This is a genomic window from Aquisalimonas sp. 2447 (assembly GCF_012044895.1).
Lineage (GTDB): Bacteria > Pseudomonadota > Gammaproteobacteria > Nitrococcales > Aquisalimonadaceae > Aquisalimonas.
This window is the reverse complement of record NZ_CP050695.1, coordinates 2,918,142-2,943,856: the sequence shown is the minus strand read 5'-3', so window position 1 is coordinate 2,943,856 and position 25,715 is coordinate 2,918,142. Positions and strand designations below refer to the sequence as shown.

The 25,715-nt window shown below is 64.4% G+C and carries 24 protein-coding genes, 2 tRNA genes and 1 pseudogene; 22 read left to right on the top strand and 5 right to left on the bottom strand.

From position 1 onward, the window contains the following. Positions 1-66: 66 nt before the first annotated feature. Positions 67-1,077: an NnrS family protein gene (locus KU884_RS13950; protein ID WP_254432063.1), complete on the bottom strand. Its 1,011-nt coding sequence runs from the start codon at positions 1,075-1,077 to the stop codon at positions 67-69. Positions 1,078-1,322: 245 nt separating this feature from the next. On the opposite strand from KU884_RS13950, the pseudogene KU884_RS13945 reads away from it, so the two are divergent. The 5 genes and pseudogenes from KU884_RS13945 (at position 1,323) to KU884_RS13925 (ending at position 6,740) form a co-directional block, all read left to right on the top strand. Then, positions 1,323-2,052: pseudogene (locus KU884_RS13945) on the top strand (hypothetical protein). Between the two features lie 46 nt (positions 2,053-2,098). Beyond that, positions 2,099-4,147: a TonB-dependent receptor gene (locus tag KU884_RS13940; RefSeq protein ID WP_167783182.1), complete on the top strand. Its 2,049-nt coding sequence runs from the start codon at positions 2,099-2,101 to the stop codon at positions 4,145-4,147. A gap of 161 nt (positions 4,148-4,308) precedes the next feature. Further along, a complete protein-coding gene (locus tag KU884_RS13935) occupies positions 4,309-4,626 on the top strand; it encodes a c-type cytochrome (RefSeq protein ID WP_167783181.1) in 318 nt (105 codons plus the stop codon). A 123-nt stretch (positions 4,627-4,749) separates the two neighbouring features. After that, positions 4,750-6,033, top strand: coding sequence for a sorbosone dehydrogenase family protein (locus tag KU884_RS13930; protein WP_167783179.1), 1,284 nt, complete (start codon positions 4,750-4,752; stop codon positions 6,031-6,033). Between the two features lie 158 nt (positions 6,034-6,191). Then, the gene (locus KU884_RS13925; RefSeq protein ID WP_167783178.1) at positions 6,192-6,740 is read left to right on the top strand and encodes an acyloxyacyl hydrolase; all 549 of its coding nucleotides are present in this window, start codon (positions 6,192-6,194) and stop codon (positions 6,738-6,740) included. 102 nt (positions 6,741-6,842) lie between these two features. Here the strand turns inward: KU884_RS13925 and KU884_RS13920 are convergent. Then, positions 6,843-6,917 (bottom strand) — tRNA-Val (locus KU884_RS13920). Between the two features lie 120 nt (positions 6,918-7,037). Here KU884_RS13920 and gltX point away from each other — a divergent pair. From gltX to KU884_RS13900, 4 genes are all read left to right on the top strand, one after another. Then, a complete protein-coding gene (gene gltX, locus KU884_RS13915; RefSeq protein WP_167783177.1) occupies positions 7,038-8,453 on the top strand; it encodes a glutamate--tRNA ligase in 1,416 nt (471 codons plus the stop codon). A gap of 57 nt (positions 8,454-8,510) precedes the next feature. Next, positions 8,511-8,586 (top strand) — tRNA-Ala (locus KU884_RS13910). A gap of 122 nt (positions 8,587-8,708) precedes the next feature. Beyond that, on the top strand, positions 8,709-10,172 hold the full coding sequence (locus KU884_RS13905; RefSeq protein WP_167783176.1) for a DHA2 family efflux MFS transporter permease subunit: 1,464 nt from the start codon (positions 8,709-8,711) through the stop codon (positions 10,170-10,172). Between the two features lie 56 nt (positions 10,173-10,228). Next, positions 10,229-10,471, top strand: coding sequence for a hypothetical protein (locus KU884_RS13900; protein ID WP_167783175.1), 243 nt, complete (start codon positions 10,229-10,231; stop codon positions 10,469-10,471). Between the two features lie 273 nt (positions 10,472-10,744). On the opposite strand, the gene KU884_RS13895 is transcribed toward KU884_RS13900, so the two are convergent. The 3 genes from KU884_RS13895 to flgA all read right to left on the bottom strand — a co-directional run bounded on the left by KU884_RS13895 (position 10,745) and on the right by flgA (position 12,446). Beyond that, positions 10,745-11,230 carry a flagella synthesis protein FlgN gene (locus KU884_RS13895; RefSeq protein WP_167783174.1) on the bottom strand — a complete coding sequence of 162 codons (486 nt, stop codon included), beginning with the start codon at positions 11,228-11,230 and terminating at the stop codon, positions 10,745-10,747. A gap of 3 nt (positions 11,231-11,233) precedes the next feature. After that, positions 11,234-11,554, bottom strand: a complete 321-nt coding sequence (gene flgM, locus KU884_RS13890) for a flagellar biosynthesis anti-sigma factor FlgM (protein ID WP_167783173.1) — start codon at positions 11,552-11,554, stop codon at positions 11,234-11,236. Positions 11,555-11,687: 133 nt separating this feature from the next. Then, the gene (flgA, locus tag KU884_RS13885) at positions 11,688-12,446 is read right to left on the bottom strand and encodes a flagellar basal body P-ring formation chaperone FlgA (RefSeq protein WP_167783172.1); all 759 of its coding nucleotides are present in this window, start codon (positions 12,444-12,446) and stop codon (positions 11,688-11,690) included. 205 nt (positions 12,447-12,651) lie between these two features. Between flgA and KU884_RS13880 the strand changes: the two genes are divergently transcribed. From KU884_RS13880 to flgL, 13 genes are all read left to right on the top strand, one after another. Further along, a complete protein-coding gene (locus tag KU884_RS13880; RefSeq protein WP_167783171.1) occupies positions 12,652-13,593 on the top strand; it encodes a chemotaxis protein in 942 nt (313 codons plus the stop codon). Between the two features lie 107 nt (positions 13,594-13,700). Next, positions 13,701-14,528 carry a protein-glutamate O-methyltransferase CheR gene (locus KU884_RS13875; protein WP_254432062.1) on the top strand — a complete coding sequence of 276 codons (828 nt, stop codon included), beginning with the start codon at positions 13,701-13,703 and terminating at the stop codon, positions 14,526-14,528. A gap of 250 nt (positions 14,529-14,778) precedes the next feature. Beyond that, complete coding sequence (flgB, locus tag KU884_RS13870) at positions 14,779-15,192, top strand: flagellar basal body rod protein FlgB (protein ID WP_167783169.1); 414 nt, start codon at positions 14,779-14,781, stop codon at positions 15,190-15,192. A 3-nt stretch (positions 15,193-15,195) separates the two neighbouring features. Then, entirely contained in the window at positions 15,196-15,624 is a 429-nt protein-coding gene (gene flgC, locus KU884_RS13865) for a flagellar basal body rod protein FlgC (RefSeq protein ID WP_167783168.1), read from the top strand. Positions 15,625-15,635: 11 nt separating this feature from the next. Further along, positions 15,636-16,313, top strand: a complete 678-nt coding sequence (locus KU884_RS13860) for a flagellar hook assembly protein FlgD (protein ID WP_167783167.1) — start codon at positions 15,636-15,638, stop codon at positions 16,311-16,313. 14 nt (positions 16,314-16,327) lie between these two features. Further along, positions 16,328-17,599 (top strand): flagellar hook protein FlgE, encoded by a 1,272-nt coding sequence (flgE, locus tag KU884_RS13855; RefSeq protein WP_167783166.1) that lies wholly within the window; start codon positions 16,328-16,330, stop codon positions 17,597-17,599. A 29-nt stretch (positions 17,600-17,628) separates the two neighbouring features. Continuing rightward, positions 17,629-18,372, top strand: coding sequence for a flagellar basal body rod protein FlgF (locus tag KU884_RS13850; protein WP_167783165.1), 744 nt, complete (start codon positions 17,629-17,631; stop codon positions 18,370-18,372). Positions 18,373-18,408: 36 nt separating this feature from the next. Then, positions 18,409-19,194 carry a flagellar basal-body rod protein FlgG gene (gene flgG / locus KU884_RS13845; protein WP_167783164.1) on the top strand — a complete coding sequence of 262 codons (786 nt, stop codon included), beginning with the start codon at positions 18,409-18,411 and terminating at the stop codon, positions 19,192-19,194. Positions 19,195-19,223: 29 nt separating this feature from the next. Further along, positions 19,224-19,895 carry a flagellar basal body L-ring protein FlgH gene (locus KU884_RS13840; RefSeq protein ID WP_167783163.1) on the top strand — a complete coding sequence of 224 codons (672 nt, stop codon included), beginning with the start codon at positions 19,224-19,226 and terminating at the stop codon, positions 19,893-19,895. A gap of 43 nt (positions 19,896-19,938) precedes the next feature. Further along, positions 19,939-21,039, top strand: coding sequence for a flagellar basal body P-ring protein FlgI (locus KU884_RS13835; protein ID WP_305793272.1), 1,101 nt, complete (start codon positions 19,939-19,941; stop codon positions 21,037-21,039). 4 nt (positions 21,040-21,043) lie between these two features. Further along, positions 21,044-22,024: a flagellar assembly peptidoglycan hydrolase FlgJ gene (gene flgJ, locus KU884_RS13830; protein ID WP_167783161.1), complete on the top strand. Its 981-nt coding sequence runs from the start codon at positions 21,044-21,046 to the stop codon at positions 22,022-22,024. Positions 22,025-22,042: 18 nt separating this feature from the next. Next, positions 22,043-24,130 (top strand): flagellar hook-associated protein FlgK, encoded by a 2,088-nt coding sequence (gene flgK, locus KU884_RS13825; protein ID WP_167783160.1) that lies wholly within the window; start codon positions 22,043-22,045, stop codon positions 24,128-24,130. A 5-nt stretch (positions 24,131-24,135) separates the two neighbouring features. Beyond that, positions 24,136-25,701, top strand: a complete 1,566-nt coding sequence (gene flgL, locus KU884_RS13820; protein WP_167783159.1) for a flagellar hook-associated protein FlgL — start codon at positions 24,136-24,138, stop codon at positions 25,699-25,701. The last annotated feature ends 14 nt before the right edge of the window (positions 25,702-25,715 follow it).

Sequence of the window (25,715 nt, the reverse complement as noted above, 5' to 3'; positions counted from 1 at the left end):
CGATCTTAGCCGTGCCGGTGGCTGCGGGACTTGATGCACCTCAAGGAGCATGTCACCGCGGGCGGTTCAGCGTGCCGGAACCTGCAGAAACAGGGCCACCAGTGCGGCCATGGCCAGGGCCCACAGGCCGCTGGCCAGAGCCAGCGCAGGGGCCTCCACGGGGAAGAACAGGCGGACCAGTGCGGCGGTTCCCATCAGCAGGGTCGCGACGGGGATGACCCAGGATGCGGCCGGGTCGCGCCTGGCACGGTTGAGTCGTACCCGCGCCATCACGCCGGTGGTGAGCGTGCCCAGGGCGCCGACGGTGATGGCGTGAGTGGCGGTCCCCGGGGCCAACAGGGGTGTGAGCCAGGACAGGGCCAGCAGCGCAAGACCGGCGACCAGCCAGCCATAACCGAGGCCGAGACACCACAGATCCGGCCGGCCCTGGGCCGCCCAGAGCCGCCAGCGCATCAGGCGCACGGCAGCCAGCACGGCCGCGACCAGGGTCAGTAGCCCGGTGACGGGCGCGCCCCCGGGGAGGGCCACGGTGACGATGACACCAGCCATGAGCAGCAGCAACGCGCCCTCCATGCGGGGCTGCACCCGGGCCTCCAGGTGACCGCCGGCGCGCTCGATGGCCCCGGCTGCCGCCGGTGCGATGATGCGTCCGCCCATGAACAGCATGAGCAGGGTCAGCAGTAGCACGGCTTGTTGCAGGGCGAAAAAGGGCAGCCACGCCTGGGTGCTGTCGCTGGTGAACTGGAACAGCGCTGCCATTGCGCACAGACCCAGGAGGATGGGTGCGATGGCCTTGTTGCGCCACTTCTTCGCACCGCGCAGGAACTGGGGCACGGTCATCCAGGCGAGCATGACGGCAAACCCGGCATTGGCAATGAGGGAGAGCGTGCTGCCGGGCAGCGTAATGTGAAGCGTTCGGGCGAGTAGCCAGAGGGTGAAAAGCGCCGCGAGGCGTGCGGTGGATGTGCGGTTGATCAGGAAACCGGCGGCCACCGCCAGGGCGAAGCCGAACAGCAGTTCGTGGGCGTGACCGGCCACGGTGGCGAAGCCGGGGGCCAGGGCCGTTCCGGAGAGCATGCCGTGGACGCTCAACGGGACCGCTGCACCCCCATAAATGGCGGCCGCCGGGAAGAAGATCTTTTCGGCGGCGTGCTGCGGTGTTCGCTGGCGCCGGGCGCCTGGTTTGACAGTGCTGGCGTGGATCACGGTTTTAAAATGTATAGAAAATACATTTTTTGAGCAATGGCCGCTTCCGGTAACTGGTTGATCCCGTACCAGGCTTTGCCCAGTATCTCTGGCTCACGGGGAGGGGATCCACGCACATGCGGGAGCAACTGGAACGCCACCAGGTGTGGGTCTACGTGCTGGCCATTGGCGTCGGCCTCGCGCTGGGAGCGGGCGCCCCCACCGCCGGGGAGGCGCTGGAGGTGCTGGTTTGGCCGGCCCTGGGGGCACTGCTCTATGCCACTTTTGCCCAGGTGCCCCTGGTGCAGCTGCCCTCGGCGCTCCGGGACTGGCGGTTTCTCGCTGCGCTGTGTACGGGCAATTTTCTCGTGCTGCCCCTGCTGGTGTGGGGGCTGCTGTTCTTGCTGCCCGACACGCCGGCGATCCGGTTGGGGGTCATGCTGGTCCTGCTGTTGCCGTGCACCGATTGGTTCATCAGCTTCACTCACCTGGGCGGTGGTGGTGTTTCTGATTGCGGCCTCTCAGGTGCATCTGGTGATGGACACACTGGAGGTGCTCGGTCAGGTGTTGCTGGTGTTTATCCTGTTCCTGCTGGGCGCCGCGCTGGTAGGCAAGGGGCTGGGCCGCGTATTCCGACTGCCGGTGGCCGGTGCGCGGACGCTGGTGTTCAGTCTGGGCACCCGGAACTCCTTCGTGGTGCTGCCGCTGGCCCTGACCCTGGGGGACGCGCTGCAGGCCGCGGTGGTCGTCATCGTGTTCCAGTCCCTGGTGGAACTCTTCGGCATGGTGGCGTACCTGCACTGGGTGCCGCGATGGCTGATTCCCAAACGCTCTCCCGTCCTTCCCAGGCCACCGCAAGCGGGTTAGCCTCGAAAGCAGGGTGTCCATTTCACTGCACGGGGGCTTGAGATCGATGATAAAAAAGTGGCGAGGAGTACCGTTTATTCCCGTGGTGGTGGTGGCCATGATGCCCCTGGGGGCCGTGGCGGATGATGGGGCTCGGCTTGAGCCGATCACGGTGACATCCCCACGCCTGGAGCGGGATCTCCAGCAGACGCCGGCGGCCGTGGGTGTTGTCGACGAAGACGAACTCCAGCAGGGGCGTCAGCAGCTGCAACTGGATGAATCCCTCAATCGTGTCCCCGGCGTGTTCTTCCAGAACCGCTATAACTTCGCCCAGAACCTGCGGCTGTCCATTCGTGGTTTCGGTGCCCGGGCGCCATTCGGTGTGCGCGGTATTCGCATCCTCGTGGACGGCATCCCGGAGACGCTGCCGGATGGCCAGTCCCAGGTGGACGCCATCGACCTGGAGACAGCGGAAAGCATCGAGGTGATCCGTGGTCCGTCATCGGCGCTGTACGGCAATGCCGCCGGGGGTGTGGTGGATATCCGCACCAAGGACGGCCCCGCCGAGCCCTACGCGGAGGTGCGCGGCACCGTGGGCAGCTACGATTTCCAGCGCTACGGGGTCATGGGCGGCGGGCAGTCCGGCCCGTGGAATGCCCATGTCAGCGCCTGGGACATGCAGTACGAGGGCTACCGGGACCAGAGCCGTACCGAAAAGCGCATGGCCAACGCCAAGGCCACCTACGCCATTGATGACCAGCGCAGCGTCACCACGGTGTTTACTGCTCTCGATCAGCCGTTGGGACAGGATCCCGCCGGGCTGAATCGGGCCGAGGTGCGCGACAATCGGCGACAGGCGACGGCGAACGCGGAGAATCTGGATGCTGGCCAGGAGGTCGAGCAGCAGCGCCTTGGCCTGATCTACCGGGATGGGGCGACGTATTCCGGAGAACTGACGCTGCGGGGGTTTTACACACGCAGGGATTTCCGCCAGCAGTTGCCGTTCGAGGGCCCGAGCCTGATCGAGTATGACCGGGATTTCTTCGGCATCGGTGGCGAGTACACGGATCAGTACACACTGGCCGGGCGTCCGGCCACCTTCGTGGCGGGCGTGGAGAGCGCCTGGCAACGGGATGCGCGGGAGCGCTTTAACGTTGAGGCTAATGGCGGTCCGGATGAACAGACGCAGGATGCCGTGGAGAAAGCCGAGGACTACGGCGTATTTGCGCAGACGGACATCGCTGTCACCGATGCTCTGGATATTACCCTGGGAGGCCGCTACGACCGGGTGCGTTTCGAGATCGATGATCGCCGGTCTGATGGTGACGGTGATGCGTCGGGCAGCCAGCGGTTCGATGAGGTGAGTGGCACCATCGGGACCGGCCTCCAGCTTCATCCGAATCATCGCTGGTACACCAATGTGGGCACTGCCTTCGAAACTCCCACCTTTACCGAGTTCTATGATCCCAATGAGCCGGACGAAGGGTTTGATCCGGGGCTGAGCCCGCAACGGGCCGTCAACGTTGAGACTGGCCTGAAGGGGTTTCTTGGCGACCGGGCTCAGTACGATGTTGCCGTTTTCGGTGTGCGTTCACGCGATGAAATCGTTCAGGTGGATACTGACCCTGACCGTTTCGACAATGCCGGTCGTACCCGCCGGGTAGGTATCGAGGCGGGGATGGAGTATTTCGCCACACCGGAACTTTCATTCACTGGCAGCTACACGTGGTCGGACTACCGGTTCCGTCGATTCGAAGACGAAGATGGCAACGAATTCCGCGGCAATCGTCTCCCGGGGCTCCCCGAGCACAATGTCTTCCTCGAAGTCGCCTGGCGGGAAGCCGAGGGCTTCTACGCCATTGCCGATGCCCTGATCGTCAGTAACGTCTATGCCGACAACGCCAACGACGAGCGCGTATCCGGCTACGGCGTGCTGAATGCCCGAGTCGGGACGGAACACCACTGGCAGCGCGGCCGGGTGGAGACCTTCGTGGCGGTGAACAACATCACCAACCAGGAGTACTTCAGCAATGTGCGGGTCAACGCGGGCTTTGGCCGATTCTTCGAGCCCGCACCCGAGCGCAATTTCTTCACCGGCGTGCGCGCCCGGTTCTAGCAGTCCGGTATTGACGGTCCGGTTCATGGGGCTTATACCGGACTGGACGACTTGGTCCAGAATGGACTGCGGGCTCAGGCGGGTGCCAGGCGCACCGCTCTCTCTTGCCATGGGCCTGCCGAGATGCATCCAAAATTGATAACAATCAGGTGGAGGGGTTGATGACAAGAGCGTTGTTTCTCATTGCTGCAGTGTGGTTTGCCGCTGGATTCACTCAGGTGCAGGCCGGAGATGCATCCGCGGGGCAGACGAAGTACGAGAATGCGTGTGCCCAGTGCCATGGGGCGTCGGGACGGGGTGCGGGCAGTTTTCCCTCGCTCCAGGACAAGGATGCAGACTTCGTCACCAAGAGGCTCAGGCAGTACCGCGAAGGCGAGAGGGTGGGAAGCAACACCGGGTTGATGGCACCCGCCGCCCGGGATCTCTCGGACGACGATATCGCCAATCTCTCCGCTTATATCTCAACGGAATTCCAGTGACCCCAGCGTTACTGGGAGCGCCCGGCCATGACGGCCTGGTGTCCTCGTCCCATCATGCGGTGGGGCGTTTCAAGGGAGCCCGAAAAGAAGCAAGAATCAAGACTTCTATGAGGAGGAGCACCCATGATTAGGCAAGTAACCAGATTCTCCTTTTACGCGCTACTGGCCTCTGCCATGACCCACGGTCTGGCGGTTGCCTCGGACTCCGGCGAAGACGCCCCAGAGTTGAGTTATTCCACGGTGTTGTCAGACCTTGACGATCCCTGGGATATGGCATTTCTGTCGGACAGCACCATGTTTTTCACCGAGAAGTGCAATGGCCTGTCCGTCCGGCTCCCGGACGGCGAAGTCAATCGGCTGCTCGGCATGGAGGACACCGACGGATACGCCGCAACCGCCGACGATCTGTTCTGTCACGGCCAGGCGGGGATGAACGGCGTTGCGGTGGACCCGAACTTCGAGGATAACCGCTTCGTGTACGTCTACTCGGCGTCGAACCAGACCACGCCCCACAAGAACCGCGTGCTCCGGCTGCGGGTCAACGACGATTTCACCGAGGTCTCGAACCGCACTGACATCGTTGATGACATTCCGTACAAGATGGCGGAGAGCGATCACCCGTTCGGTGATGCTGGTGCGCACAACGGCGGCCGTATCCGCTTCAGCCCGCGGGATGGCTTTCTCTATGTGACCACCGGCGACAACCACCAGGGTGACCTTCCGCAGGATCCCGAGCGCCTCGGCGGCAAGGTCCTGCGTATTGATCGGGACGGCAACGGGGCCCCGGGCAACAACGTCGCTGAAGGTTTCGATCCGCGGATCTACACCTACGGGCATCGCAACGTGCAGGGCATCGCCTTCCACGCCAACACCCATTGGCCGTTCGTGGCGGAGCACGGGCCGTGGCACTCCGATGAGGTCAAGATCCTGATTCCCGGTGCCAATGCCGGCTGGGATCCGCGGCCCAACATCAGCGGGCGTGACGATTGCCCCGATGACTACTGTGGGTACCAGCCGAACCAGATGGAGGGTATGGATCCCGACGAGCGCATGGCCTTTATGCCCATGACGGATCTGGACCTTTACCCCTACGCCATCAAGCCGGCCTGGACCAACGACGGGCTGTCCCAGGGCATGTCTTCCGCCGAGTTCCTCACCGGATCGCAGTGGAAGGGCTGGGAAGGCCGGATGGTGGTCGGCTTCCTGGGGATCGGCTTCGGCGATACGCCGGTGGGGCAGCGCATCGACGTACTGGACATCCCCGAGGACGGCTCCCGGGTGCGGGACGTGACCACCATGTCCCTGCCCATGTCCAATGGCCGTTTCCGGTCTGTGGTGCTCGGGCCGGAAGGTGATCTGTACATCGCCCAGGATGAGGGCGACATTTATCGGCTGACTGCCGAGTAACTGCGATACAGCCGCACTGCCAGTGGGCAGTGCGGCTGCCAGTATCCCGGCGACGCCGACTTCGGCACCAGGTGCTGGCGTGTACGTTCTAAAGAGGCTACTGCCGGCACCGCGGACGCTCGCCAACGGGAGTTGGTGACAAAGAACAGGGACGATTGATGCATCGATTCAAGGGACTGCGCCCCGTCCGGCTATTGCAGGGTTTTGCGCTGGTCGCGTTACCGGCGTTGGCAGTTCCGCAGGTGGTCGTCGTCGCTGGCGAGCTCGGCGTTCGCGTCGGGGTCGGCGCCGATGGGCACGACTACAACTCCCGGGAGATTTACTGGCGCCCCGCGGCTCTGGCGCCCCGCCTTGGTGACCGTCGTGGCTGGCACCTGGCGGGCTTTACCGAGTTCAATGCAGCCCGCGTCAGCCTTGGTGGTGATGCCATGCATACCGGTGGCGTGAGTGTTGGCGGCTGGTTGACCAGTCCCGCGCAGCCGATCAGTTTCGGCCTCGGCACCGGGCCGACCTACATCTCCGAGCGGCGCCTGGGCGAACGTGAGTTCGGCGGACACTGGCAGTTCACCTCCCACGCGGCCTTGCGGCTGCGCCTTGGCGATCACATCAGCGTCGGCTACCGCATTCAGCACACATCCAACGCCGGCCTGCGCTCCCCCAATCAGGGTTATGACGTTCAGTCGCTGGAACTGCGACTCGGGTTTTAGGGAAACACAGTCTTGGCGGGCTGCAGTAGCCTCTGGCCAGAGGCTACTCCTGCTCAGCAAACAAAAAGGGCTTACGGCAATGCCGTAAGCCCTGAGTCATTCTGGTGGGCGCGGCTGGGATTGAACCAGCGACCCCTGCCGTGTGAAGGCAGTGCTCTCCCGCTGAGCTACGCGCCCAAAACGTTATGGATTCTAGGGCTGGCCATTGCCACTGTCAACGCCGGCATGCGGTGTCGGCCGACGCTCTGGTAGTATACGCGGTCTTTGAATGGCGACGGATCAGGAACCAGCACAACCATGCTGAAGACGCGTTTTGCACCCAGCCCGACCGGTTATCTGCACATCGGCGGCGCCCGTACGGCGCTGTTTTCCTGGTTGTACGCACGCAAGCACGGCGGACGGTTCGTGTTGCGGGTGGAGGATACCGACCAGGAGCGCTCAACCCAGGAGTCCGTCAACGCGATCCTGGAAGGCATGACCTGGCTGGGGCTGGAGTACGATGAGGGTCCCTTCTACCAGACCCAGCGGTTCGGCCGGTACCGCGAAGTGATCCAGCGCCTGCTGGACGAGGGCAAGGCCTACAAGTGCTACTGCTCGCGGGAGCGCCTGGATGCAGTGCGTGAAGAGCAGCTGCGGCGCAAGGAGAAGCCGCGTTACGACGGCCACTGCCGTGATCTCGCCGAAGCGCCGTCGCCGGACGCGCCGTACGTCGTCCGCTTCTGCAACCCGCTGGACGGCCAGGTGGTGGTGGATGATCGTGTCCATGGGCGGGTGGCGTTCAGCAACACCGAACTGGACGATCTCATCATCGCCCGTACCGACGGCTCGCCCACCTACAATCTCACGGTGGTAGTGGACGACATGGACATGGGGATCACCCACGTCATCCGCGGCGATGATCACCTCAACAATACCCCGCGCCAGGTGAACATTCTCAGGGCGTTGGGCGTTGAGCCGCCGGTTTACGCGCATGTGCCCATGATCCTGGGCGAGGACGGCAAGCGGCTGTCGAAGCGTCACGGCGCCGTGGGCGTGATGAACTACCGCGACCAGGGGTATTTGCCCGAGGCGGTCCTGAACTACCTGGTGCGTCTCGGGTGGTCCTACGGTGACCAGGAGATCTTCACCCTGGACGAGATGGTCGAGAAGTTCGATATCGATGATCTCAACGCCAAGGCCTCGGCCCTGAATCCGTCCAAACTCGACTGGCTGAACCAGCAGTACATGAAGTCCATGGATCCGGCCCACGTGGCCCGGCACCTGAGCTGGCACATGGGCCGGTTCGATGTCGACCCCGCCGACGGCCCGCCCCTGAGCGATGTGGTGGTCGCCTACAGGGACCGTTCGCACACGCTGGCCGAGATGGCGCAGAACAGCCTGTTCTTCTACCGCATGCCCGAGGCGTACGACGATAAGGCGGCGCGCAAGAACCTGAAGGCAGAGACGCGGCCGGCGCTTGCCGGTCTCCGCGAGGCGCTTGCGGGGGTGGCGGAATGGCAGCGGGAGCGTCTGCACGAGGTCGTGGTCGCTGTGGCCGAGGACCAGGGGTTGAAGCTCGGCAAGGTGGCGCAGCCCCTGCGGGTCGCTCTCTCCGGCGGCCCGGTGTCGCCGTCCATCGACGAAACGCTGGAGCTGCTCGGCCGCCAGCGCAGCCTGGAGCGGATCGACGCCGCACTGCGGTATATTGATCGCCAGGCGCAGGATGCCGGGTGAGGGCGGCCGACGTTTGACAATCCGGCCGGGGCTGCCTATCATGCGCAGCGACTTCACGGGGCCATAGCTCAGCTGGGAGAGCGCCTGCATGGCATGCAGGAGGTCGGCGGTTCGATCCCGCCTGGCTCCACCAAACAAGTAACGCATCAAAGCCCCGCTTGACGGGGCTTTTTTGTATCCGGTCCTGCCCCGTTGATGCGTGCCTGAGCTCCGACATAACTTCCGCAAAGGTTGAAAAGGGCCCCTGGAGGCGGCGTGCAGCACGAAGTTCAGCGTCTGTTCCAGCAGTACGGTTCGCGCTACAAGTGGCAGGCCTTGCTGACGGTGATGCTGGGGACCCTGTCCACTGCCGTGGCCACCACCGTGGTCAACGTGGCAATCCCCGATGTCATGACCGCCTTCAGCGTGGGACAGAAGGACGCCCACTGGCTGTCCACCGGCTTTCTCGCTGCCATGACCACGGCGATACTGCTCAATGCCTGGGCCTTGCAGCGGTTCGGGATGCGGCGGGTGTATGTCGCCGGCATGGTGGTGTTCACCGCTGCCTCGCTGCTCGGCACCTGGGCGGTGACGCTGGAGCTGGTCATCGTTGCGCGGATCCTCCAGGGAGCAATCGCCGGGTTGCTGCAGCCGCTGGCAATCACGCTGATCTATCAGGTGTTTCCGGAGCGCCAGCGTGGCCTGGGTGTGGGTCTGTTCGGGCTGGGAGTGATCCTCGGGCCAGCGGTCGGGCCGGCGCTGGGGGGTGTGCTGGTGGATCTGACCAGTTGGCGTGCGGTGATGCTGTTGCCAGTGCCGACGGCGGTGCTGGGTGGCTTGCTGGCCCTGCGCTTCGTGCCGCTGGGGCGCGCCAGTGGTGGCCGGTTGGCGCTGGACTGGTTCAGTGTGCTGCTGCTCGCTGCCGGGATTACCGGGTTGTTGTGGGTCATGGTCAGCGGTCAGCGCCTGGGTTGGCTGGAGTGGCCTGTGTTGCCGGCGCTCATCGTGGTCCCGGCGTTACTGGTGGCCTTCGTGTTGCGGCAACTCCTCGCCCGCGCGCCGTTGCTGGACCCGGGCCTCTATCGGGCGCCTGCCTTTGCGGCCGGATCGGTGATCGCGCTGCTGTTCGGTGTGGGCTTGTTCGGCTCCACCTATCTGATTCCGTTGTTCGTCCAGGAAGTGCAGGGCATGACGCCGACGGCGGCAGGTGTGGTGCTGATGCCTGCAGGGCTGGTCATGGCGGCCATGTTCCCGCTCGGAGGGCATTTGGCGGATCGTCTGCGCGCCGTGGTACCGATCTCCGGCGGGCTGCTCATCATGGCGGTCTCCTGCGTCGCTCTCGGATTCGTGGGGCCTGAGACGGGGCTGCTGCTGGTGATGTTCTGGGTGGCGCTGGGCCGCGTGGGCCTCGGGCTGGGCATGCCCTCGATCCACACCGGTTCGCTGTCCCGGCTGCCGCTGCACCACACGGCGCAGGGGGCGGGGGCGTTGAATTTTGCCCAGCAACTCGGTGGCGCGGTCGGCGTCACGACGCTGTCCGTGGTGCTGGATTGGCGGGCGCTGCGGGAGGCCGCCGCGGTCAGTCCGGACGCGCTGGCTCGCGCCGAAGGCGCCTTGTCCGGCCTGCCCGAGGCGTTGTACCGGGACGTCTATACGGTGGCCTTCCAGTGGAGCTTTATCGGCCTGGGGGTGGTGTTCCTGCTGGCCCTGCTGGCCGCCGCACGTTTCGCCCGCTACTGAGGACGGCGATCGCATGACCATATATCATGGTGTTCTCGTCAATCTGAGGTTGGCCCGTGTTTGACACGCTACCCCTGTCGCCCTGGCAGCGTCTGCTCCTGTGGCCCGGTGGCACGTTCATGGACTGGCTGGCGCGTACCTGGCCGGAAGTGGTCATCGTTTACGGCGTCGGGTTCACCGTGGAGTCGTACGTGTTCTGGACCTCCGTGATCTCCCTGGGGGTCTGGTTCGTGTCGTTGACGGCCGTGATGATACTTGCCCGGCGTACCTGGCGTTGCCTGCGCGGCGCCTCGCGGTGAAGTGATGTACAGGGGTTGCACAATGCGATTTCCTGTACTAACCTTGTACTCAAGGTAAAGGAAGCAGGTATTGCCCTTGAGCTGAAGGTCTTCTCGCGTTGGCGCATCCTGTCCCCGATCTGCGCCTCCCGGCCCATCCATTGCGGCCGGGTTTTTTTTGTCCATCGTTCGGGTTTGCAGGCCTTGGAGGTGTGTCCAGTCGCGGGGAGGGTAGGGGGCGGAGGCCAAGCGGGTAACCAATCACGCCCGGCGGGAGCGTTGCATTGAAGGGAATCAGGCCTGGCTGATCTCGCGGCCGCCGCTGTTTGAGGGCGTTGAGTCCGCCCCCGGGCCGTAACCGCCGGCAGCGGGAGTGGAATCGGCCTGCAGCAGTTCCATGGTGCGCTGCACACCGGCGCGCCGGCGTTCAATCACGGTGCCGTTGGCTTCATTGACTGAGCCACAGCGCTCCAGTGCCTGTAGAAGGGTTGTCCAGAGTTCCCGGGCCTTATCCGCGTCGGGGAGGCGTTCGATGCAGGCCTCCATGGCACGTGCAGGATTCTGTTCACTGGTGATTTCCGTCACCAGCGTATTGCGCTGGCGTTCGGCAGCTTCCACGGCGCCCAATAACTCCACCTTGCGGCTGAGTAGCCCCTGGAGCGTCTCCATGTTACGGGCAACCAGCGCCTGCTGTTCTTCCATCAGCAGGGTTTCAAGTGCCTGCAGGCGGGCGTTCTGCTCGGCAAGCAGTTCGGTCAGCCCCGTGGATGAGTCGGTCACCGATCAGCCCTCCAGCAGGCCTTCCAGTTCCGCAAAGCGGTCGGCAATACTGTCCGCATTCAGCGGGTACTCGCCGTTGGCGATCTGCTCCCGCAGTGCGTCCACGCGGCCGCGGTCAACTTCCGGCGTCTGGTCGACGGCCTCACGCAGCGACTGCAGTCGCTCGGATTCGCCCGCCGTGGAGGTGGACCCGGCGGCCGCGTCCTGGTTGCGCTCGTCGCCGCGGTTCGGCTCGGATACTGTCTCGCGGAGCTGGCGACTGTCCCGGGCGTCCTGCATCGGGTTGCTGGCCGGGCGTCCGCTGCCGTCGATTGGATTAGCCATGTTTTCGCTCCTGTCATTCGTCCTGGTTGGGGAGGTCTTCCCCTTCCGGAAGATCATCGGCCATTGTTGGCAGAACTTTAGCCTCGGATGCACTTTTTTTCATGGTACGGCGACTGGCGCTCGTCATAAACCGTTAGAACGAGACGCGCACGCGGCTGTCCGCAACGATTTCGCCTTCGACAACGCGCTCCGAGGATGAGTTGCGGACCCGAATGCGCTCGCCCAGTGCCCCCGATTGCAGTGCTTCGCCGTTCATGCTGATGCGTGTGCTGCCGTTCTCCGCCGTAATGAGCACGGTTTGGCCGCGTTCCACCAGTTGCGGCGCGCCCACCCGGGAGGCGGTGATGATATCGCCCTCGCGCAGCGCGCGCTGCGACTCCATTCCCAGAAGCTGCTCGGCGCTGGTGAAATAGCCCCGCGTCATGCGGTTCACATCCATTTCCACCCGCATGATGTCCTCTTCGCCGATCCGGCTGCCCCGCGGAATGGTCCGGGCGGCAGCATAGACCTCCTTGAGCATTTCCACCCGAACGGAGACATACAGGGTCCAGGGCGAGGGGAAATCGCAGCGCACTCCCACCGTGGATCGCTGACTCCCCGAGCGGCCGGGCGGGTCAAAGGTCTCCAGCGGCTCCTCGCAGCGTGCCAGCCGGAGTCGCGAGTCAATGCGCCCCACCTCGACGCTGCCATTGCCCTCCGCGGGCAGATTGGCCTCGGTGTGGGCTCTGACGGCGTCGCGAATCTCGTCCAGGGACTGGCGCTCGTTGGCAACCGTCGGGCCTGCCGTGATCAGGCCGGCCAGTACGCAGCAGGCCGCCGTGATGGCGCGGACGATAACCCGCAACCGGCGCCGGTCGATCTCTGCAGATGTGAAGCGAGTCCGGATGTGCATGTGGCGTTCGCGCTACGCTGCGCCCTCGGTTCGAGTGGATGCAGTTGTTTGCCCCGTGATTTATGCATGAACCGGGCCAGCTCCTCCCCCGTTCGGGAGGCCACAACCGACCGGGTCAAGTTGTCGGCCCATCTGCCGACACCCAGCCCGGACAGCAATCGAGATCGCGGCGACACGGGCGGCAGCCCCTCGGGAGAGAGCACATATGGCGGGCATCATGGATTCCGTTGATCAACGCACGACGCTGGCGGGAACCAACCGCATGGAGCTGCTGCTGTTCCAGCTTGCCGGTGCGCAACTGTTCGGCATCAACGTCTTCAAGGTGAGGGAGGTCATTCCGGTGCCGCGGCTGGTGCAGCTGCCGCATGCCGACCCCACGGTCGCCGGGGTGTGCTACATCCGTGACCGCACCATCGCGATTCTCGATCTTGCCAGGGCGATCACGGGGCGGCCGCTGGAAGACCGCGACGGTGCATCGGTGATCGTCAGCGAGTACAACCGCAGTGTGCAGGGGTTCATGGTGCGGGCAGTGGATCGCATCGTGAACGTCAACTGGAAGGACATCATGCCGCCGCCGAGCAACTGGTCCAGTACGGCGTATCTCACCGGTGTGACCCGGGTTGATGAGCGCATGGTGCAGATCATCGACGTCGAGAAGGTCATGGACGAACTCAACCGGGCGGGCGGCCTCGGTGGGCTCCCGGGCCTGGACGACAAGGGGTTGAACCAGTCCGCCGACGCCGGCGACTGGCATGTGCTGGTGGTGGATGATTCCAGTGTCGCCCGGCGTCAGATTCGTGACACCCTGAACGAGCTGGGTCTGCAGAGCACCATGGCGAAGGACGGTGAAGAAGCACTGGAAACGCTGCGGGACTGGGCCTCACGACCCGATGAGTCTCCCTGGAACCATCTGCTGATGGTCATTTCCGATCTGGAAATGCCGCGCAAGGATGGTTATACGCTGGCGACGGAAATTCGTCGTGATGATGCTCTCAAGGGCGCTTACATCCTGTTGCACTCCTCACTGAGTGGTACGTTCAACACCGACATGGTCAAGCAGGTGGGTGCCGACGAATTTCTGGCGAAGTTTGCCGCCAACGAGCTGGCGGAGCGGGTTCAGGTGCGCATGGAGCAGGTCAGTGCCTGATGGTGCTTGGTCCTGCAGGCATGGGTCGGGCTACAATCGGCGCAGCCTGTGTCATGCCGGCGTCGCCCGGCCGTGCTTTGCGACCCGCTAGAGAGGGACAACGTTTGGTGGCCTCCCGAGAAATCGTGCCGGAGCATTACCAGGCGTTCCGTGCCTTCCTGGAGCAGTCCTGCGGGATCGTTCTGGGCGACAACAAGCAGTACCTGGTGTCCAGCCGGCTGGGGCACCTGATGGAGCGCGAGGGCATCAAGGATCTGGGCGAGCTGGTCTACCGGGTGCAACAGCCGGGTGGCCAGCGCCTTCGCGGCATGGTCATCGAGGCCATGACCACCAATGAAACCCAGTGGTTCCGGGACACCTACCCCTTCACTATTCTCCAGGACACCCTGCTGCCGGAGTTCGTCAAACGGGGGCAGCAGCAGTTGCGCATCTGGTCGGCGGCGTGCTCCTCGGGGCAGGAAGTCTATTCCTTGAGCATCGCCCTGGAGGAGTACCGGGCGCGCGGGGCGCGTATCGAGGCCGAGATCGTCGGCACCGACATCTCCCCGGCCATGATCGCCCAGGCGAAGGAAGCGAAATACCCCGCGTCCACGATCAACCGTGGGCTCAGCCCCGAACGACGCGACCGTTACTTCCAGCCCAGTGGCGAGAGCTGGGTCGTCCGGCCGGAGATCCGTCGCCGTGGCCAGTTCATGGTCCATAACCTGCTGGACAGCTATGCCAGCCTCGGGCGTTTCGACATCATCTTCTGTCGCAACGTGCTGATCTACTTCTCTGCCACATCCCGCGAGAACATTCTCAACCGCATGATCCAGCAGATGCGGCCGGGTGGCTATCTCATCGTCGGTGCCTCCGAGTCGCTGGCGCGCCATACCGGTGATTTGCAGATGATCCGCAGCCACGGTGGTGTCATCTACAGGCTACGCGAGCGATGATCCGGGCAACGCGCCAGTAGCGGCAAACCACTGCCCGGGCGGCAACCCGTTGCCGCACCTTTGCCGCTCTGCCGGTGCCGGAATTCCGTCACGATCGTGATCGGCAGGCGGCGGTGAACCTTGAATCCAACGCGTCAGCCGCCCCCGGCAATTCGCTCACACCCAGTCCATCCCCGTCGCGGAAGGCGCTTCCGAACCCATGGCACGCCCCTTGCTAGGTTGTCAGGCAACAACAGCAGGAGGCAGACCGATGAGCCTTTCCTTTGACAATGCAGTGGGGGTCCATCCGGCCGCGCTCAAACTCCGGGGTGAGCGTCACCAGATGCTCTCGGAGAACCTGGCCAACGCCGATACGCCGAACTACAAGGCCAGGGACATGGATTTCGCCAGCGCCCTGGAGCAGGCCCGGAACAGCCAGGGCGGCCAGGGCGGCGGGCTGCAGATGGCCTCCACCCATGCCAACCATCTGCCCGGTCAAGCCCAGGGGCCGGGCAGTGCGGATGCGCTCTACCGCGTGCCTCACAGCCCCTCCCTGGATGGCAATACCGTGGAAACACAGGTGGAGCAGGCCAAGTTCGCGGAAAACACGGTGCAGTATCGGGCCTCGCTGGATTTCCTGGGCGGCCGCATCTCGTCCCTGGTGGGCGCCATCCGAGGGGAATAAGCCATGTCCGTATTCAAGGTATTCGACGTTGCCGGCTCGGCCATGAACGCGCAGTCCCTGCGCCTGAACATGACCGCCAGCAACATGGCCAACGCGGAAACCGTTGCCGGCAACCCGGACGAAGCGTACCGCGCCAAGCAGCCTGTCTTTGCCGCCGCCATGCAGGCGGTGCAGGGGGGCAATCCCTCCGAGCGTGCTGCAACCGGCGTTGCCATGCGGGATGTGGTGGAGAGCGACGCGCCGAACAAGCCGCTGCACATGCCGGGGCATCCGGAAGCGGACGAGAACGGCTACGTGTACCGCTCCAACGTCAACACGGTGGAGGAGATGGTGAACATGATCTCCGCTTCCCGCTCGTACCAGAACAACGTCGAGGTCATGAATACCTCGAAGGAACTTGCGCTGCAGACCCTGCAGCTCGGCCAGAACTGAGGGCGAACGCCATGATGGGACTTGATGCGCTGATGGGCGGCAACGACAGCTCGAAGATCGAGCAGCCGGACGATGCCCGGGGGCAGACGGTGGACGAACTCGGCTCGGAGGATTTCCTCCAGCTGATGATCGCGCAATTCCAGAACCAGGACCCCTTCGAGCCCATGGAGAGCGGCGAGATGATGGGGCAGATGGCGCATTTCTCCACTGCCAATGGTGTCTCCGAGCTGCAGGGATCCTTCGAGCGGTTCGCTGACGACATGAACAAGGATCAGGCCTTGCGCGCCGCGTCCCTGGTGGGGCGCAACGTGCTGGTGAACAGCGACACCATGCCCCTGGGTGAGGAGGGGCTCAGCGGTCTTGCGCAGGTGCCGCGGAACACGGAAAGCCTGAACATCACCATTCAGGACAGCGCTGGGCAGACCGTCCACGAGATGGCGCTGGGGCGGCAGAACGAGGGCGAAGTGCCTTTCCACTGGGACGGCCTGGATGACAGCGGCCAGCAGCTGCCTCCGGGGAATTACCGGGTGCGTGCGGAGATCGGGAGCGGTGAGTCCAGCACGGCCGTTGACACCCTGGCTTCCGCACCGGTGAACAGCGTCAGCCTCGAAGGCGACGGGCGCAGTCCGAAGCTGAGTCTGGAAGGCGCCGGTGAGTTCGATCTCGATTCGGTTCGTCACATTCAATAAAAAGGGGTGCAGTCATGTCTTTCAACATTTCGCTCTCGGGACTCAATGCCGCCTCATCCGACCTGGATGTGACCAGCGACAACATCTCCAACAGCGCCACGGTGGGTTTCAAGGGCTCCCGCGCTGAATTCGCCGACGTGTTTGCCAGCTCCCAGCTCGGCGTGGCCTCCAACGCCATTGGCCAGGGTGTGCGGCTGCAAAACGTGGCCCAGCAGTTCACCCAGGGACAGTTCGACTTCACCGGCAACAGTCTCGATCTGGGCGTCAACGGCGAAGGCTTCTTCCGCATGAGCGACGAGGAAGGCGCGGTGTCCTATACCCGCAACGGTGCCTTCCAGCTCGACAACGAGGGCCAGATCGTCAATGCCGACGGGCTGCAGCTCACCGGCTATCCGGCGGATGACGACGGCAACATTGGCGGTGAGACCGGCCCGCTGCAGGTGAATACCGGTAATGTCCCACCCCGGGCGACGGACGAAATCGACGTCAATGCCAACCTGCAGTCGTCGGCCGAGCCCCCGGAAGCGGATTTCGACGTTGATGACCCGGAGAGCTACAACTTCTCTACGGCGACCACGGTGTACGACACCCAGGGCGGTTCCCATACGGCGAACTTCTTCTTCAGCAAGATGGATCCGGACGACGACGCCATTGATGGCATCGACGGCGGCGAAAACACCTGGGCGGTCAACCTGGAGGTCGGTGGTGTCGTCGATGGTCCGCGTTACTTGAACTTCGGTACGGACGGCTCCTTCGATTCGGTCACCGATGGTGATGGCGACGCTGCTGATGGGCCCTACCAGTTCGCTGCCGACGACATCGATGCCCTGGCGGGGGCGGACGATCTGGACATCGACGTGGATTACTCGTCCATGACCCAGTTCGGTACACCCTCCGCGGTGAGCGAGCTGCGCCAGAACGGTTTCGAGGCCGGTGAATTCTCCAGCCTGGAAGTGGAAGAAGACGGCACCATCTTCGGCCGCTACACCAACGGCGAATCCCGTGCGCTTGGCCAGGTCGCCCTGGCGCGCTTCCCCAGCGAGCAGAACCTGACGGAAATCGGTGACAACCTCTGGGTGGAGAGCGCCGAATCCGGTGAGCCCATCATCGGCGAGCCGGGCACCTCCAGCCTGGGCGGAATTCAGGGCGGCGCCCTGGAACAGTCCAATGTGGATATCACCGAGCAGCTGGTGAACATGATCACGGCGCAGCGCAACTTCCAGGCGAATGCGCAGATGATCAGCACCCAGGACCAGGTGACCCAGGAGATCCTCAATATCCGCTGATCCATTGATCGGCGCAGGGGAAACAAGCCATGGACAATTTCGCGTATCTCTCCATGACGGGTGCCAAGCACGCCCTGCAGGCGCAGCAGCACACCAGTCACAACCTGGCCAATGCCAACACGCCGGGGTTCCGGGCGGATCTGGATCAGCTCATTACCCACCCGGTGAACGGTCCCGGCTTCGACAGCCGGGCCTACTCGGCGGAGTCCAGCGTTGGCGCGGACTTCCGCCCCGGCCCCATCCAGAACACCGGGCGCGACATGGATGTGGCCATGCGCGGTGAGGGGTTCATCGCCGTGCAGGGTGACAACGGCGATGAGGCTTACAGCCGGCGCGGCGACCTGCGCGTGTCGGACGTGGGCATGCTGGAAAACGGCGCCGGGCAGTTGGTCATGGGTGAGAACGGACCCGTGGCCGTGCCACCGGCGGACAAGGTGGAGATTGGTGACGACGGCACCATCAGCATCGTGCCCCCCGGAGCCCAGGCCGACGAACTGGCGGTGATCGACCGGATCAAGCTGGTGAATCCGCCCACCGACGAACTGCAGAAGGGGCAGGACGGCTTGTTCCGCCTTGCCGACGGCGACATCGCGCCGGCGGATGGTCAGATGCGCCTGCAGTCCGGGGCGCTGGAGGGCAGCAACGTGAACTCGGTGGAGGCGATGGTGGAGCTCATCGACAACCAGCGCCAGTTCGAGACCCACGTGAAGATGCTCACCAAGGCCGAAGAGAACGATTCCACGAGCAGCCAGCTCCTGCGCATGCAGGGCTGAACCGAATAACGCCGCAGCAGCGGCAGGGAGGGTGCCATGAATCCCGCACTTTGGGTGGCGAAGACCGGTCTGGACGCGCAGGAGACGCGCATGCAGACGGTTTCCAATAACCTGGCCAACGTCAACACCACCGGTTTCAAGCAGGACCGGGCGGTGTTCGAGGATCTGGTCTACCAGAACGTGCGCCAGGCGGGCGCGCAGAACACCCAGGACGCGCAGCTGCCCACGGGGCTGTCCCTGGGCACCGGCGTGCGCGTGGTGGCCACGGAGAAGGAGCACACCCAGGGCAACCTGCAGCAGACCGGGAACTCCCTGGACGTTGCCATCGAAGGGGACGGCTTCTTCCAGGTGCTGCGGCCCGACGGCACCGTCGGCTATACCCGTGATGGGTCTTTCCAGGTCAACAGCGATGGCGAGGTGGTGACCTCCAGCGGCTTCGGTCTGGAGCCGCCGCTGAACGTTCCCGACAACGCCCAGGAGGTCACCATTGGCCGCGACGGCACCGTCACGGTGAGTGTTGCCGGGCAGGCAGACGTCCAGGAAATCGGGCAGATCCAGCTGGCCGAGTTCGTCAATCCGGCCGGTCTGGAGCCCATCGGCGGCAACCTGTTCCAGGAAACCGCAGCCAGCGGTGCGCCACAGGTGGGGGATCCGGGGCTGGACGGTCTCGGCAGCGTGATGCAGGGGGCGCTGGAGTCCTCCAACGTCAACATTGCAGAGGAACTGGTGAACATGATCGAGACCCAGCGGGCCTTCGAGACCAACACCAAGTCCATCTCCACCTCCGACCAGATGCTGCAGTTCATTACCCAGAACCTGTAGCCGGCGGGGAGGACCCAGAGGTGACGACCATGCGTTCACTGTTACTCGCTGCAACCGGCGTCCTGGCCCTGGCCGGGTGTGCCACCACGACGCCGCCGGAATACGAAGATCCGCCGGCGCTGCCGGAGCCCGTGGTCACCGAGGCGGAGCGGGAGGATAACGGTGCCATCTACCAGGCGTCCCAGGGCACCCGCATGTTCGAGAACCGTACTGCCCTGCGTGCCGGTGACATCATCACCATCCAGCTGGACGAGCAGACGGGTGCCAGCAAGAACGCCAGCACCAGCATCAACCGTGGCAGCAACGTGGACATGGGCGTCCCGGAACTCTTCGGCCGGGAGGCCACCGTTGGCGGTAATCCGCTGTCGGCCGGCGCGAGTTCGGATAGTGGCTTCGACGGCTCCGGCAATGTGGATCAGGGCAACGAGCTCACCGGCACCCTTACCGCGGTGGTGGTAGATGTGCATCCGTCGGGCAACCTGGTGGTCCAGGGGCGCAAGAAGCTCACCATCAATCACGGCGACGAATACATCACGCTGACTGGCCTAGTGCGCCCGGACGACGTGGCCCCGGATAACACGGTGTCGTCCGAACGGGTCGCCAACGCGCAGATCGCCTACACCGGCACCGGCACCCTGGCGGAGTCCAACCAGATGGGCTGGGGGCAACGCATTCTCAACAGCCCCCTGTGGCCGTTCTGATCGAATCGGAGGAAACGCCATGTTGCGTCATGTCACCGTACTGATGCTTGCCCTGGTCCTGGCCTGGACGGGCACGTCCCTCCAGGCGCAGAACTGGACAGGCGAGCGTATCAAGGATCTCGCCTCCGTGGCCGGCGTGCGCGATAACCAGCTGGTGGGCTACGGCCTGGTGGTCGGTCTGGATGGCACCGGTGACCAGACCACGCAGACCCCGTTCACCGTGCAGAGCATCCGCAGCATGCTCAGTGCCCAGGGCGTGCAGGTGCCGCCGGACGTGAACTTCCAGACGGAGAATGTCGCCGCCGTCATGGTCACCGCCGACCTGCCGGCGTTCGCCCGCTCGGGCCAGGAAGTGGACGTCACCGTGGCGTCCATCGGCAATGCCGACAGCCTCCGGGGTGGCGCGCTGCTGATGACCCCCCTGCGCGGCGCCGACGGCGAGGTCTACGCCATGGCCCAGGGCAACCTCACCGTGAGCGGCTTCGGCGCCGAGGGGGCGGATGGCTCCAGTATCACCGTGAACATCCCCAGCGCCGGCCGTATTCCCAATGGCGCCACGGTGGAGCGGGAGGTCAGTTCACCGTTCAACACCGGCAACACCATCGAGCTCAATCTGAACACGGGTGATTTCACCACCGCGCGACGCGTGGCCGACGCCATCAACGAGGAACTCGGGCCGGAGACCGCGCGGGCGGAGGATGCCACACAGATCAGCGTCCAGGCACCGCAGGATCCGGACCAGCGCGTCGGTTTCATGGCCTACCTGGAAGACATCCGGGTGGAGCCGGGTGAGGCCCCCGCAAGGGTCATCGTGAATTCCCGCTCCGGCACCGTGGTGGTGGGCAGCGAGGTGCGCGTGCGCCAGGCAGCGGTCACCCACGGCAGCCTCACGGTCACCATCACGGAGGATTTCGACGTGGACCAGCCACCGCCGTTCACCGACGGTCAGCCCGTGATCACGCCGGATACAGACATCCAGGTGGAACAGGAGGACAACCCCATGTTCCTGTTCGGCCCGGGCGTGCGCCTGGAAGAGATCGTGGAATCGGTGAACCGCGTGGGCGCGGCGCCCGGGGACCTGGTGGCCATTCTCGAAGCCCTGAAGCAGGCCGGCGCCCTGCGCGCGGAACTGGTGGTGATCTGACGCCATGGCAATCAGCACGCCCCAGGCACCGGAAGCCAACATCTTCGACACCAGCTCGCTGCAGAGTCTGCGCCATGGGCTGCAGGATCCCGGCGAGAGTGATCTGCGCCAGGTGGCCGAGGAGTTCGAGACGGTGTTCGTGGGCATCATGCTCAAGAGCATGCGTGCGGCGACGCCGGGTGACGAGCTGTTCGGGGGCAACGCCATGGAGCAGTACGAGCAGCTCCACGACCAGCAGCTGGCCACCAGCATCGGCCGCCAGGGCGGCTTCGGGATCGCCGACATGGTGGAGCGCCAGTTGCGCGAGCAGGCCGGATTCGAGACCGATGCCGGTGCTATCCGCGACCGCGGCCTGGAAGACTACGATCGCCGGCTGCCGCCCATGCGCATGAACGTGGCAGAGCCCGAATCCGAGGTGGCACCGAAGGCGGGAGCCGCGGAACCCGTGGCGCCCGGGGGCAAGGGTGCCGGCTGGGACAACCCCGAAGAATTCGTGCGCGACGTCTGGCCGGCGGCGGAGAAGGCGGCCGACCGCCTGGGGGCCGACCCGAGAGTGCTGGTTGCCCAGGCGGCCCTGGAGACCGGCTGGGGCCAGCACGTCATCCGTGACGGTGACGGCGAACCCAGCCATAACCTCTTCGGCATCAAGGCGCATAACGGCTGGGAGGGTGACACGGTGCGGGTTCCGACGCTGGAGTTCCGCGACGGTGTGCCGCAGCGGGAAATGGCCAGCTTCCGCGCTTACGACTCCCTGGAAGAGAGCTTTCAGGACTATGTGCGCTTCCTGGAGGACAACCCCCGCTACAGCGAGGCTCTGGAGCAAAGCGGTGATCCGGCCGCATGGGCCGAGGCACTTCAGGATGCCGGGTACGCCACTGACCCTGCCTATGCCGAGAAGATCCGCAGCATCCTCGGTGGCGATGTGCTGGAAGCGGCGCTGGATCCACTCAAGCCGGCGCCGGATCGGCCGACAACCGAAGCATAACCACGGAGTCATCACGTCATGGCGGACATACTCGGTACCAGCGTCTCCGGCCTTCAGGCGTTCCAGCGGGCCCTGGCGACGACCTCGCATAACATCTCCAACGTCAACACCGAGGGGTACAGCCGTCAGCGCGCGGAGTTCGAGACGCGGCCGCCCACGGAAATGGGCAACGGCTTCATCGGCAATGGTGTCGAGACCGGCACCGTGCGGCGGCTGTTCGATCAGAATCTGGAAAACGCCCTGCGCCAGGCCGGTGGTGACTTCGAGGAGAAGGATACCCTGGCCAATTACGCCGGGCGCATCGACAACCTGCTGGCGGACAAGGAAGCGGGTCTGTCGCCGGCGCTGCAGGGGTTCTTCGACAGCATTCAGGACGTGGCCAATGACCCCGCCTCCAGCTCCGCCCGCGAAGTGGCGCTGGCTCAGGCGGATAACCTGGTCAGCCGCTTCGATCTGCTGGACCGCCGCTTCCGGGACCTGGACAGCGAGGTGAATAACCAGCTGGCCTCGGAAGTGGAGGAGATCAACCAGTACGCCGAGTCCATCGCCAGCCTGAACCGCGAGATTCGCGAGGCCGAGGGCCGCACCGGGCAGCCTGCCAATGATCTGCTGGACCAGCGCGACCTGCAGATCCGCAAGCTCTCCGAGAAGGTGGGTACCCAGATCGTGGCACAGGACGATGGGGCCGTGAACGTGTTCGTGGGCAGCGGTCAGCCGCTGGTCACCGGCAACAGTGCCAATGAACTCGCCGTGGAGCGCAACGAGTACGATCCCGGCCGCAGCGAGATCGCCTTCGCTGGTGGCTCGAGCAATCAGACCATCACCAGCACCCTCAGCGGTGGTTCCATTGGCGGAATGCTGGAGTTCCGTGACGAGATCCTCAACCCTGCCCGCAATGAGCTGGGCCAGCTCGCCACGGGCATGACCGATGCCTTCAACGCGCAGCACCGCCAGGGCATCCAGCCCAATGGCAACCAGGGCGAGGACTTCTTCCGTGTCGGCGAGCCCCGGGTGCTGCCGTCCAGTCGCAATAGTGAGGGGCTCACCGGCACCCCTGAGGTGGCCATCATCGAGGACGCCTCGGGAGAGTTGACCGGCAATGACTACCGGCTGACCTATGACGGCCCGGATGATGGCGGAGATGACGCGGCAAACTGGACGGTGACGAACCTGGGCACGGGGAGCGAGCCGGAACCCTTGGAAGCGGTCGACGGCATGTTGCGCTTCGACGGTCTGGAGGTTGACGTCGGTGATCTGGCCGAGGCCGAGGACGGGGACAGTTTCGAGATCCAGCCGACTCGCGACGCCGCCCTGGGCATGGGGGTGGAGCTGCGCAACGCCAATCAGATCGCCGCGGCTGCACCTGTAACGTCCGGCGAAGTCGCCCCCGGTGGACAGGCCGGCAATAGCGGCAGCGGTGAGATCGCTGATGTCGGCGTGACCTCCGGAGAGAACGTGCCTTTCGGTGAAGAGGTGCGTCTGTTCTTCGAGGAGGGGTTGGGGGCCGATGAAGATCAAACTGGGTTCACAATCGAAGTATTCGATTCTGATGCTGATGGGGGGGAAGGAGGGTTCGAAGCGCTACTGGATAACAATGACGAACCCGTGTTTTTCCCGTTCAACCCGGCCGAGGATAATGCCGGAGAAACCTTTTCCGGCGACGATCTGAGCACGGATTTCGATCTGGATGAAGACGAAAATCCCCTGGCCGGTGTCGAGTTCACCATGGCCGGAGCGCCGGATGTCGGCGACAGCTTCTTCATCGCCGAGAACCAGGACGCCAGCGGAGATAATCGCAACGCCCAGAAGCTGGCCGCCGTCGCTGACGAGGGGCTGTTGAACGATGGCAACGATTCCCCCCAGGACTTCTTCAGCGCCATGGTGGGTCAGATCGGCACCGACACCCAGCGCGCCCAGAGCGCCCGGGATGCCCAGGAGAGCCTGCTGCGGCAGGCCGAAGCCGACCGCGAGTCGGTCTCCGGGGTCAACCTGGAGGAAGAGGCCGCCAACATGCTGCGTTTCCAGCAGGGCTTCCAGGCCGCCGCGCGGGTGACCGCGGTGGCGGATGAGGTTTTCCAGAGCCTCCTCGGCGCAATCCAGCGGTGATGTCCATGCGAGTCTCGACGAGTCAGTTCCAGCAAGCGAGCACCAACACCATCCTGGATCAGCAGTCGCAGCTGCTGAAAACCCAGAATCAGCTCGGCACCGGCCGGCGCATACTCACGCCGTCGGATGATCCCTCCGGTGCGGCCCGCGCCCTGGACATGGACAAGGCGGTGAAGAGCACCGAGCAGTTGCAACGCAACAACGAGCAGGCCGAGCTGCGCCTCAGGCAGGAGGACTCCACCCTCGACCAAGTCTCCAACGTGGTCAACCGGATCCGTGAGCTCACAGTGCAGGGCAGCAACGGCACCCAGAGCCAGTCGGATCGGCGGGCCATTGCCTCCGAGTTGCGCGAGCGGCGGGACGAGCTGGTGGATCTGGCCAACACCCAGGACGGCAACGGCGAATTCCTCTTCTCCGGCCTGAAGACGAAAACGGAGCCCTTCGTCAGCGAGGGCGGGCAGGTGCAGTACCAGGGCGATCAGGGGCAGCGCTCCATCCAGGTGGGCCCGAACCGTCAGGTGGACAGTAGCCATAACGGTTTCGAGACCTTCATGAAGATCCCCGCGGGCAACGGCGACTTCGGCGTGTTCACCGATGATGGCAACACGGGGTCGGGGCGTCTCGCCGGTGCAGCGGTCACGGACGCGGACGCGCCGTTTCGTGGCCCCTATGAAATTCGTTTCGCGGAGAATCCTGCCACCGGCGAACTGGAGCAACGGGTGGTAGCCGGTGACTTTGTCGACGAGGACGGTGAAGTGCCGGAAACGGGCTTCGTTACCGACGGTCTCGATGCTGGCGTGGATGCGGATGAGGGTCCGTGGACCGGTGAAGTCAGTATCGAGGTGGGCGAGGAGAGTTCTGTCCTCGATCTGGATGACGTAACTGGTGGTGTCAGCAGTGTCGAGGATCTGGCTGAAGCAGTGTCCGAGTTCGTCAACGGCTTGACAGGGGATGCCGCGCCAGCCGGCGATCTCGTCATTGATGACGAAGGTGGTGAACTTGACTTCGGATACGATGGCGACGATCCCGTCCGCGTGGGCATCAATCTTGAAGACGACCAGGGCGGGACCTTCACCCAGGCAGGTTCCCTGGGCAGTCTGATCGAAGCCGGCCCCTACCAGGCCAACGAGGGATTCAGCTTCGACGGCCGTACCGTCACCATTGATGGCAACCCCGAGCCGGGGGACTCCTTCGAGGTGCGTGAAGTCGGCAGCCAGTCCATCTTCGACACCGTCGACGACGTCATCCAGGCTTTCGAGGAGCGGCCTGACAGCAATGCCGGCCGCGCCCGGCTGGCCACGGAGAGCTTCCAGGCGCTGGAGAACCTGGATCAGGCCATCAACTCCTTCTCGGACATTCGCGCCCAGACCGGGGCGCGCCTGAACGCCCTGGAGTCGGAGTTCGAGGCCAACGAGGTGGCGAAGCTGGACCTGCAGACCGAACTCTCCCGGGTGGAGGATCTGGACGTTGCCGAGGCCGTCTCCCGCCTCAATCAGCAGAGCGTTGGCCTGGAGGCCGCCCAGCGCAGCTACGCCCAGGTGCAGCAGTTGTCCTTGTTCGACTTCATCTGAGCCGGACTGCCCAC

Excerpts from the sequence above, each read along its gene's own strand:
- KU884_RS13950 (WP_254432063.1), bottom strand. The coding sequence starts at position 1,077 with ATGCTCTCCGGAACGGCCCTGGCCCCCGGCTTCGCCACCGTGGCCGGT.
- KU884_RS13940 (WP_167783182.1), top strand. The coding sequence starts at position 2,099 with ATGATAAAAAAGTGGCGAGGAGTACCGTTTATTCCCGTGGTGGTGGTG.
- KU884_RS13935 (WP_167783181.1), top strand. The coding sequence starts at position 4,309 with ATGACAAGAGCGTTGTTTCTCATTGCTGCAGTGTGGTTTGCCGCTGGA.
- KU884_RS13930 (WP_167783179.1), top strand. The coding sequence starts at position 4,750 with ATGATTAGGCAAGTAACCAGATTCTCCTTTTACGCGCTACTGGCCTCT.
- KU884_RS13925 (WP_167783178.1), top strand. The coding sequence starts at position 6,192 with ATGCATCGATTCAAGGGACTGCGCCCCGTCCGGCTATTGCAGGGTTTT.
- gltX (WP_167783177.1), top strand. The coding sequence starts at position 7,038 with ATGCTGAAGACGCGTTTTGCACCCAGCCCGACCGGTTATCTGCACATC.
- flgM (WP_167783173.1), bottom strand. The coding sequence starts at position 11,554 with ATGGCTAATCCAATCGACGGCAGCGGACGCCCGGCCAGCAACCCGATG.
- flgA (WP_167783172.1), bottom strand. The coding sequence starts at position 12,446 with ATGCACATCCGGACTCGCTTCACATCTGCAGAGATCGACCGGCGCCGG.
- KU884_RS13880 (WP_167783171.1), top strand. The coding sequence starts at position 12,652 with ATGGCGGGCATCATGGATTCCGTTGATCAACGCACGACGCTGGCGGGA.
- flgB (WP_167783169.1), top strand. The coding sequence starts at position 14,779 with ATGAGCCTTTCCTTTGACAATGCAGTGGGGGTCCATCCGGCCGCGCTC.
- flgC (WP_167783168.1), top strand. The coding sequence starts at position 15,196 with ATGTCCGTATTCAAGGTATTCGACGTTGCCGGCTCGGCCATGAACGCG.
- KU884_RS13860 (WP_167783167.1), top strand. The coding sequence starts at position 15,636 with ATGATGGGACTTGATGCGCTGATGGGCGGCAACGACAGCTCGAAGATC.
- flgE (WP_167783166.1), top strand. The coding sequence starts at position 16,328 with ATGTCTTTCAACATTTCGCTCTCGGGACTCAATGCCGCCTCATCCGAC.
- KU884_RS13850 (WP_167783165.1), top strand. The coding sequence starts at position 17,629 with ATGGACAATTTCGCGTATCTCTCCATGACGGGTGCCAAGCACGCCCTG.
- flgG (WP_167783164.1), top strand. The coding sequence starts at position 18,409 with ATGAATCCCGCACTTTGGGTGGCGAAGACCGGTCTGGACGCGCAGGAG.
- KU884_RS13840 (WP_167783163.1), top strand. The coding sequence starts at position 19,224 with ATGCGTTCACTGTTACTCGCTGCAACCGGCGTCCTGGCCCTGGCCGGG.
- KU884_RS13835 (WP_305793272.1), top strand. The coding sequence starts at position 19,939 with ATGCTTGCCCTGGTCCTGGCCTGGACGGGCACGTCCCTCCAGGCGCAG.
- flgJ (WP_167783161.1), top strand. The coding sequence starts at position 21,044 with ATGGCAATCAGCACGCCCCAGGCACCGGAAGCCAACATCTTCGACACC.
- flgK (WP_167783160.1), top strand. The coding sequence starts at position 22,043 with ATGGCGGACATACTCGGTACCAGCGTCTCCGGCCTTCAGGCGTTCCAG.
- flgL (WP_167783159.1), top strand. The coding sequence starts at position 24,136 with ATGCGAGTCTCGACGAGTCAGTTCCAGCAAGCGAGCACCAACACCATC.